This window comes from Microbacterium sp. ZW CA_36 (assembly GCF_044987475.1).
GTDB lineage: Bacteria > Actinomycetota > Actinomycetes > Actinomycetales > Microbacteriaceae > Microbacterium.
Map to the genome: position 1 here is coordinate 1 of NZ_JBJDRL010000106.1, position 6981 is coordinate 6981.

Sequence of the window (6981 nt, forward strand, 5' to 3'; positions counted from 1 at the left end):
GTCCAAGCGAGCCGGGCGCCCGCGGTCATCGCGGGCGTGGGTGCTGATCGCCCGCGCCTCGTCGCGGCCGGCCCGCTCCTGGGCGGTCCAGCGCCCCTTGGGGCGACCGGCCTCCGCGTCCTTCGAGGGCTCCTCGGCACGGAATCCCCGGTGTCCGGCGCTGCGACTGCCGGGCTTGCCCGACGACGAGTCGCCCGGGCGGCGCTTCGCGTCCTGCCCGTCCCGCCCCTGGCTCGCGGCCCGATTCTTGGGGTTATAGCGCGGGTCGTAGTTCTTCGCCGCGCGTCCGCCGCCGGGCTTCTTGTTCTTGGGCATCCGGCTCCTCCAGGATCGGCGGGGCGTCGCATCGACACCGCCGCGGCGCCGTGCGCACGCCGACCTCACCAGCGTACCCGCGCACCCACGTGACCGATCCGTATCAGAACCAGAGCCCGGCCAGCGCTTTCTCGGCCGATCGGGATACTGTTTGACTGAGCGGTTCGCCGCTGAACTGGGGATTTGTCGTCAAAGCCGGCGGGCCTCGGTGTCGGGGTCTATGGGGGATGTCCGGCATCCGGGCGCGTCGAACAGAACCCGATCGTGAGTCGAATGTCTTCCACGACCCTTTCCGACGCAACCAGCGGTCCTGTCGTGCCGCTTCGTGCGAAGGTGTCCACCGCCTCCTCGGCGCGCCCACGCGCCACGAACCACCGGCCGGCCGCGTCTGCGCCGCGCGCCACGCCGGGGATGATCACCGATGACGCCGACCCGCCGGGACCGGACGCCGCATCCATCACGGCGACCGCCGTCGAACACACCCTCATCGCGCACCGCATCGGGCGACTCGCGGTGCTCTCACTTCCCGTGGGCGTCCTCCTCTCGTTGCTCACCAGCCACGACCCGACGTGGTGGCACCACCACTTCTCGCAGCTCGGCACGCACTCCGACTTCTCAGGCCGCACATTCAACTCGATCGCGATCTTCTCGGGCTTCTTCCTCGCCGCCTACGGCGTGTTCATCGTCGTCGCGCTGCCCAGCGGCATCCGTCGTCGCTCGGCGCGCGGCTTCCGCGGGTCGATCGTCTCGGCCGGCCTGCACCTCACCGGCGTTGGCCTCGTGCCGATCCCGGTGAGTCCCGTGATGCACGACCTCATCGCGACCGGCCTGGGCCTGTCGTTCCTCGCGACCGTCGCCACCGGTCTCGCCATCCCCGGCCGCAGTCGCCGGTTCCGCCGCGCCACCGCGATCTGCGTCGCGCTGCTCGCCGCCGGCATGGTCGTGCTGACCGCCGGACTCATCACACTCGCGCTGTTCGAGCTCGTGGCGTTCGTCACCATGGGCGCGTGGCTGCTGACGCTCCCCCGCACTCTCTCGCAGGCGCCCGCACCCGCGGCCGTCCGGCGACGCGCCGCCGCGCGGACGCCCCGAGAATGGATGCCATGGCAGAACCCGTGGCCCACCCCATCACCGTCGCGATCGAACGACGCATCGACCCGTCCCGCACCGCCGAGGCCACGAGCTGGATGCAAGCCGGCACTGATCTCGCGGCCGGCTTCGCGGGCTTCCTCGGCTCCGGCTGGGTCCGCGCGGGCGAGGGCAGCGACCTCTGGTACATGCTCTACCGCTTCCGCGACATCCCGACCCTCGAGGCATGGGAGGATTCGCCGCAGCGTTCGTGGTGGCTCGATTCCGGCCGCGCCTTCGCGAACGAGGTCAGAGTCGAGCGACGCACCGGCATCGAGGGCTGGTTCGACGCTCCGTTCGCGACCCACGTCGAGTCGCGGCATGCGGGTACCGCCACGTCACCGGCCACCGGACCGGTCCAGCATCCCCTCCCGTCCGCCCCGCCTCGCTGGAAGCAGGCCGTCACGATCTGGCTCGGCTTCTTCCCCACGAATCTCCTCGCGTCGTGGCTCCTCGGGTTCGTCCCGGGGTTCGCGGAGTGGCCGCTGATCGCCCGCGTGCTGCTCTCGACGGTGCTGCTCACCCCGGTGATGACGTATGCAGTTCTCCCGTGGGTGACGCGGATGCTGCGCCCCTGGCTGCAGCGCGGCGCCTGAGCGAGCCGAGCAGAGAGCGTGGGAACCGTCGCCAGATCGTGTCGCGGCGAACGCCCCGCACGCCCGGGCGCGGTCGTATTCTGACCTCGTGAGCACCACGAACACCTCGCCGCCGGCTGAGACAGCCGCACCGACACCCGGGCGCCGTGCGGAGTCGCAGGCGGTCTACGCCGGTCTCGCCGCCGGCGCGATCGGCGCGATCTACGGCCTCCTCGTCGGGCTGTTCGCACCGGACCTTCAGCTCGCCGGCCAGGCCGACTCGTTCGCGGTGTGGGCGGCGTGCGGGGCGGCGGTGGTCGCAGCGGCTGCATCGACGACCGAGTACTGGCGTGCGCGGAACCGGCCGGGGCAGGAGTGGCGGCAGACGCTGCCGTCATGGAAGTACATCGTCAACACCGTCTCGGTGGTGATCGTCCACACGGCGCTCGCGTTCGTGGCGGTGTACGCGCTGTATCGCGTGCTCGCGATGGGCTTCATCGGGCTTCCGCTCGTGACGTTCTGGTCGGTCGTGCTGATGGCGGTCACCCTCGGCATCACCACGTGGATCGTGTTCCTGTCCGTCTCGGCGATGACGACGCAGCGCATGTCGTCGCTGCTGCTCGCGTTCATCGCGATCGGCACGCTGACAGCCATGGTCACGACGCCCGACCCGAGGTGGTGGACGATCCACTTCAGTCATCTCGGCACCTTCGAGGACGACCTGTCGAGCTGGGTGTTCAACGGCACCCTCATCGCTGCGGGCCTGCTCGTGACGACCTTCGCGGTCTACATCGCCAACGACATGCGCGTGCTCGCCGCGGCCGGCGTGCTCGAAAATCCGCGCGGCACACGCATCGTCCCCGTGCTCTTCGTCGTGATGGGCATCATGCTCGCGTGCGTCGGGATCTTCCCCGTCGATGTGAATTTCGCGCTGCACAACATCTCGGCATCCGGCATGGCGGCGATGTTCCTCGTCCTGCTCATCGGCGGGCCGAACTTCCTTCGCGGGATGCCGCGCACCTACTTCGTCGCGTCGTGGGCGTTCCTCGCGGCGATGGCCGCCTCGGTGGTCCTCTTCATCCCCGCGGTCGGCTTCTTCTCGCTGACGGCGTTCGAGATCATCGTGTTCGCGCTGATCTTCGGCTGGATCGCGGTCTTCATCCGCTTCCTCGGCGTCGCCGGCCGTCAGGACTGACGAGGACGGTCCGCACGCCCGAGGGCGCGCCGGACGCGAGAGCCGCGCGCCTCAGCGCTGATGCGCCCGACGGCCCGAGCGCACACCGGGCGACGTCGTCAGGACGGCGCCTGAGCCGTTCCGTCGTCGCGCAGCGGCGACCCGATGACGTCGAACCGGAAGCCGCCGAAGTGCCCGGAGAGCAGCGCGCGGGCATCCGCGATCGAGGCCTGCACCTCGGGCAGCGCCAGCGAGGCACGATGGGCCTCGGCGCTCTCCCACAGCTCGACCACGAACACCGTGTCGGGGTCCGCGTCGTTCACGCCCACCTCGTACAGGAGGCAGCCGACCTCGCGCAGCTGGTCGCTGCGACGCGTGAGGTGGCGCACGAGCTCGTCCCGCTTGCCGGGTGCGGCGCCCAGACTTCCTGCGTTTGCGAACACCATGCGTGCCACGGTAGCCCAACGCTCGGACAGAGGGTCGGCCGATCGTGGTTGATGCGTAGGTGTCCCCCATGCGCCCTGTGAGCCCCGAGTATTCGACGCCGGTGATGACGTGCGCGGGATCCCCCCGCTAACGTTCCCCTCGGGAGGACCATGTCTGCTGATGTGCTCGTCGTCGGAGCGGGGCCTGCGGGGCTCGCCGTCGCCGCCTGTCTGCGGCGCCAGGGGATCGACGCGGTGATCGTCGACCGCGGCGAGGCCGTCGGCGACACCTGGGCCGCGCGTTATGAGCGGCTCCATCTGCACACGCCGCGCATCCAATCCGCCCTGCCGGGACTGCGCATGCCCCGGCGGTTCGGACGCTGGGTCGCCAAGGACGACATGGCGCACTACCTTCGCGTCTACGCGCGGCGTCACGGCCTCGCCCCGCAGTTCCGCACCGAGGTGCGCCGCCTCGACCGCGCAGACGGGCGTTGGACCGCGACAACCGACACCGGCATGCTGACGGCGCGACAGGTCGTCGTCGCCACCGGCTACAGCAATACACCGGTTCAGCCGCACTGGCCGGGACAGGAGGATTTCGGCGGCTCCGTCATCCACGCATCGGCGTATCGCAGCCCCCACCCGTACGACGGTCAGCGGGTTCTCGTGGTCGGCGCCGGCAACACGGGTGCCGAGATCGCTGCCGACCTCGCCGAGCACGGCGCCGCCGACGTCCGCCTGTCGATCCGGACGCCGCCGAACATCATCCCGCGGCAGTTCGGACCCCTTCCGACAACGTTGATGGCGGTCCCGATGGACGTTCTGCCCGCCGCGCTCGTCGACCCGGTGAACCGGTTGCTGCAGCGTGTGACTCTCGGCGATCTGACCCGATACGGGATGCCGCGCGCACGCGCCGGCGTGGTCGCACAGGCACGGTCGACGGGCGTGACGCCGACGATCGACGTCGGTCTCGTCGCGGCGCTGCGAACCGCCTCGGTCACCCCTGTCGCCTCGCTCGAGCGATTCGACGGATCCGAGGCCGTCCTCACCGACGGCAGCCGATTCGCGCCGGATGCCGTGATCGCCGCCACCGGCTACACCACGGGGCTGACCACGATGATCGGCCACCTCGGTGTGCTCGATGAGCGTGGTGCTCCGATCGTGACAGGCCGGACGTCCGCGCCCGGCACGGACGGGCTGCGGTTCGTCGGCCTCTGGAACCCGCTGAAGGGGCAGCTCTTCCAGATCGGCCTCGACGCGCGCGTCGTCGCGCGCGTCATCCGCCGAGAGCTGCGAAGCGCGGACCTCCGCACGTCCTGACGCGGTCGCCCGTCGGAACGCAGCGCATTGCCGCGGTGCTCCGCCGTTTGTCAACCGGGATCCGTGCGCCCGCGGGTCGGCGTACGTTTCCGCTGACGAGCAAGGGAGCAACCGATGAATCGCAACGCAGAAGAGCCGAAGACCGACGACGAGGGCACCCGCAAGCCCGGCGGCCTCGGACGCGACGGGACGATCCCCGACGCGCCCGACGGGGTCGCGGCGGGGCACACGGGCGTGCCGTCGACGTTCGAGCCGGAAGAGGACGAGAAGGCGGGGCAGGGCGAGCCGTGACCCGCTGACCACGGGCTGTGGATCTTCTGACTGAACGATCACGATTCCGTCTCGGCGGGCCGTCCGACGTGCTGCACGCGCACACTGGGGAGCATGTGGTGGAGGTTTGTCAGGGCGGTCAAGCGCCGCGAGCACCGTGTCGCGCCGACGACATGGGTCGTCGCGATCGCCGCTGTCGTCTACACGTTCGCGCCGATCGATCTGATCCCCGAGCTGCTGCTGGGACCACTCGGCTTCGCCGACGACCTCGGCGTGTGGGGCATCTTCGCCGTGCTCTTCGCCCGCGAGCAGCACCGGTGGCAGTCCGCCCTCGCGTCGCACTAGATCGCACACGACCAGCCGATCACCTGGCGCCGGCCGGAGCGCGAAAGGCACGGCTCTCACCGTAGCGACACGACCATCAGCCCGTGTGGGCGGTGCTGAGTAGCATGCAACGCATGGCCATCAAACTCGAGAATGTCGGCATCGCCGTGCGCGACCTCGATGCGACCATCGCGTTCTTCACCGACCTCGGTCTCACGGTGGTCGGCCGCGACACGGTCAGCGGGGAGTGGACCGACACCGCCGTCGGACTCGACGGGAACCACGCCAGAATCGCGATGCTGCAGACGCCCGACGGCCATGGCCAGCTCGAGCTCTTCGAGTACATCCATCCCGAAGCGATCGAGACCGAGCCCACGCTCCCCAACGAGATCGGCATGCACCGGGTGGCCTTCTCCGTCGACGACATCGACGAAGCCCTCGAGATCGCCGCGAGACACGGCTGCCATCCGCTGCGCGGCGTGGCCACCTACCAGGACGTCTACAAGCTCACCTACCTCCGCGGTCCCAGCGGCATCCTGGTGATGCTCGCCGAGGAACTGAAGAACTGAGAAGGGACGGCCCCACGCCCGCTCCCGGCGGCGCGGGACCGTCCCCGTCAGACGCGTTCGAGACCGGCGTCAGGCGTCGTGGCGACGGTCATCGCCATCGCGTTCGGAAGCGGGCTCCTCGCCCGTCTCGGAACCCTCGGCTTCGGGTTCCGCATCCTCGGAGTGACGTGCCTCGTCCGCGACGGGCTCCGATTCGGGCTCAGGGATTCCAGGCGCGCTCTCGGCGTCGTCGACGGACTCCGGCTCGGACTCCAGCCCGGGCTCGTCGGTCGAACCGGCCGAGCCCTCGAGCGGCGGCTCGTCCGCCGCGGTCTCGGGATGCTCTGCCGGCTCGATCTCGGACTCACCGGAGGCGTCGCTCTCACCCTCGGTGCCGGCCGGTGCGACGTCTGCCGCATCGGTGTCCGCCGCGCTCGTGTCCCCGATCGCCGCGTCGGACTCTTCCGGCTGCTCGGCGTCGGACCCGAACGCACCCACCGACGACTCGGATGCGAGCGCCTCCGGCTCGGTCACGGATGCCTGCTCGGTGGCATCCAGCCCGCCGGCTTCCGCGTCCTCCTGCGGCTCAGCGATCGCCTCGGCCGAAGGCTCAGTCGGCACGGCATCGATGACGGTCGCCTCGGTGTCGACCGGCGCGTCGGCATCGGCGTCGGCATCGGCATCGGCGTCGGCGTCGGCGGAGGCCGGAACGTGCTCCTCGGTCGCCGCGGGCAGGGCATCGACGACCGCGGGTGCGGGCGCCGAGTCCGATACCTCGACGTCGGGCCCCTCCTCGATCACCGGCACGGCGACCTCTGCCACCGCACCGCGCTCGCGCTGGCGACGCTCGCGTCGCGTCTCGAGTGCGGCCGCGCCTGCGACGCCGGCCGCGACGCCTGCCG

At 70.5% G+C, this 6981-nt stretch carries 7 protein-coding genes and 3 pseudogenes; 7 read left to right on the top strand and 3 right to left on the bottom strand.

What is annotated here, in order from left to right:
- Nucleotides 1-315: pseudogene (locus tag ACI3KX_RS21435) on the bottom strand (ATP-dependent helicase); the annotation flags it as partial.
- Nucleotides 316-726: 411 nt separating this feature from the next.
- On the opposite strand from ACI3KX_RS21435, the pseudogene ACI3KX_RS21440 reads away from it, so the two are divergent.
- The 3 genes and pseudogenes from ACI3KX_RS21440 to ACI3KX_RS21450 all read left to right on the top strand — a co-directional run.
- A pseudogene (locus tag ACI3KX_RS21440) lies at nt 727-1278 on the top strand (DUF998 domain-containing protein); the annotation flags it as partial.
- A 140-nt stretch (nt 1279-1418) separates the two neighbouring features.
- Nucleotides 1419-2039: an antibiotic biosynthesis monooxygenase gene (locus tag ACI3KX_RS21445; RefSeq protein ID WP_404911018.1), complete on the top strand. Its 621-nt coding sequence runs from the start codon at nt 1419-1421 to the stop codon at nt 2037-2039.
- A gap of 88 nt (nt 2040-2127) precedes the next feature.
- On the top strand, nt 2128-3213 hold the full coding sequence (locus ACI3KX_RS21450; protein ID WP_363356403.1) for a DUF998 domain-containing protein: 1086 nt from the start codon (nt 2128-2130) through the stop codon (nt 3211-3213).
- Between the two features lie 98 nt (nt 3214-3311).
- Here ACI3KX_RS21450 and ACI3KX_RS21455 read toward each other — a convergent pair whose 3' ends face one another.
- Nucleotides 3312-3638 carry a putative quinol monooxygenase gene (locus ACI3KX_RS21455; RefSeq protein ID WP_404911019.1) on the bottom strand — a complete coding sequence of 109 codons (327 nt, stop codon included), beginning with the start codon at nt 3636-3638 and terminating at the stop codon, nt 3312-3314.
- 150 nt (nt 3639-3788) lie between these two features.
- Between ACI3KX_RS21455 and ACI3KX_RS21460 the strand changes: the two genes are divergently transcribed.
- From ACI3KX_RS21460 to ACI3KX_RS21475, 4 genes are all read left to right on the top strand, one after another.
- The gene (locus ACI3KX_RS21460; RefSeq protein ID WP_404911020.1) at nt 3789-4937 is read left to right on the top strand and encodes a flavin-containing monooxygenase; all 1149 of its coding nucleotides are present in this window, start codon (nt 3789-3791) and stop codon (nt 4935-4937) included.
- Nucleotides 4938-5051: 114 nt separating this feature from the next.
- The gene (locus tag ACI3KX_RS21465) at nt 5052-5228 is read left to right on the top strand and encodes a hypothetical protein (RefSeq protein WP_349425852.1); all 177 of its coding nucleotides are present in this window, start codon (nt 5052-5054) and stop codon (nt 5226-5228) included.
- A gap of 93 nt (nt 5229-5321) precedes the next feature.
- On the top strand, nt 5322-5552 hold the full coding sequence (locus ACI3KX_RS21470; RefSeq protein ID WP_349425851.1) for a YkvA family protein: 231 nt from the start codon (nt 5322-5324) through the stop codon (nt 5550-5552).
- Nucleotides 5553-5665: 113 nt separating this feature from the next.
- Nucleotides 5666-6100 (top strand): VOC family protein, encoded by a 435-nt coding sequence (locus ACI3KX_RS21475; protein ID WP_404911021.1) that lies wholly within the window; start codon nt 5666-5668, stop codon nt 6098-6100.
- 69 nt (nt 6101-6169) lie between these two features.
- On the opposite strand, the pseudogene ACI3KX_RS21480 reads toward ACI3KX_RS21475, so the two are convergent.
- A pseudogene (locus tag ACI3KX_RS21480) lies at nt 6170-6981 on the bottom strand (hypothetical protein); the annotation flags it as partial.

Excerpts from the sequence above, each read along its gene's own strand:
- ACI3KX_RS21465 (WP_349425852.1), top strand. The coding sequence starts at position 5,052 with ATGAATCGCAACGCAGAAGAGCCGAAGACCGACGACGAGGGCACCCGC.
- ACI3KX_RS21445 (WP_404911018.1), top strand. The coding sequence starts at position 1,419 with ATGGCAGAACCCGTGGCCCACCCCATCACCGTCGCGATCGAACGACGC.
- ACI3KX_RS21470 (WP_349425851.1), top strand. The coding sequence starts at position 5,322 with ATGTGGTGGAGGTTTGTCAGGGCGGTCAAGCGCCGCGAGCACCGTGTC.
- ACI3KX_RS21475 (WP_404911021.1), top strand. The coding sequence starts at position 5,666 with ATGGCCATCAAACTCGAGAATGTCGGCATCGCCGTGCGCGACCTCGAT.
- ACI3KX_RS21455 (WP_404911019.1), bottom strand. The coding sequence starts at position 3,638 with ATGGTGTTCGCAAACGCAGGAAGTCTGGGCGCCGCACCCGGCAAGCGG.
- ACI3KX_RS21460 (WP_404911020.1), top strand. The coding sequence starts at position 3,789 with ATGTCTGCTGATGTGCTCGTCGTCGGAGCGGGGCCTGCGGGGCTCGCC.